The sequence below is a fragment of the Stappia sp. TSB10GB4 genome, assembly GCF_900185745.1.
In the GTDB taxonomy this organism is placed as follows: Bacteria; Pseudomonadota; Alphaproteobacteria; order Rhizobiales; family Stappiaceae; genus Stappia.
This window is the reverse complement of record NZ_FYAV01000001.1, coordinates 1-602: the sequence shown is the minus strand read 5'-3', so window position 1 is coordinate 602 and position 602 is coordinate 1. Positions and strand designations below refer to the sequence as shown.

At 71.8% G+C, this 602-nt stretch carries 1 protein-coding gene; it reads right to left on the bottom strand.

The genetic code is table 11. The features are described 5' to 3' along the window. Positions 1 to 167 precede the first annotated feature (167 nt). A partial coding sequence (locus tag TSB10GB4_RS00005) for a transposase (RefSeq protein ID WP_186394055.1) occupies positions 168 to 602 on the bottom strand: 435 nt, incomplete at its 5' end.

Genomic DNA, 602 nt, shown 5'->3' with positions numbered 1-602 from the left:
GCGTGGGGCGGTGCCTAACGGGATCACGGCCTCGACGGCCGGTCGGCTCTCACGGCGTGTCCGCCTCACGTGATCGATCGAACGCTCCATCTCCCTTTCGGCTTGCCGCTCCCTCAAGCCCGGCCGGGCGGCCGGGCGTGTTTGTCATTCCGGTGCGGCGGTGTCGGTCATGCCGGTGCTGTGGTTGTGGCTGTGGCGGTGGTGGCGCGCGTGGGATCGTAGCGCTCCCCGCTCACCATCATCTTCCAGGCGATGCGGGCGGTCTTGTTGGCGAGCGCCACCGCGACGAGCTTGACCGGCTTGCGCGCCAGCATGCGCGCCAGCCACGGGCTGGCCTTGCCGCTGCGCAGCGCCTGCCGGATCACCGCCATCGCCCCCGCCACCAGCACCGCCCGCAGGGCCTCGTCGCCGGCGCGGGTGATCCCGCCCAGCCGCTGCTTGCCCCCGCTCGAGTGGTCCCTGGGCGTCGCTCCCATCCATGCCGCAAGCCCGCGACCCGACTTGAACGCATGCGGATCCGGCGTCTTGATCGTCAACAAGGCCGCCCCCACCGGTCCCACCGAAGGGATCGCCTTAAGCCGCCGGGCGAGGTCGTCGTCGCG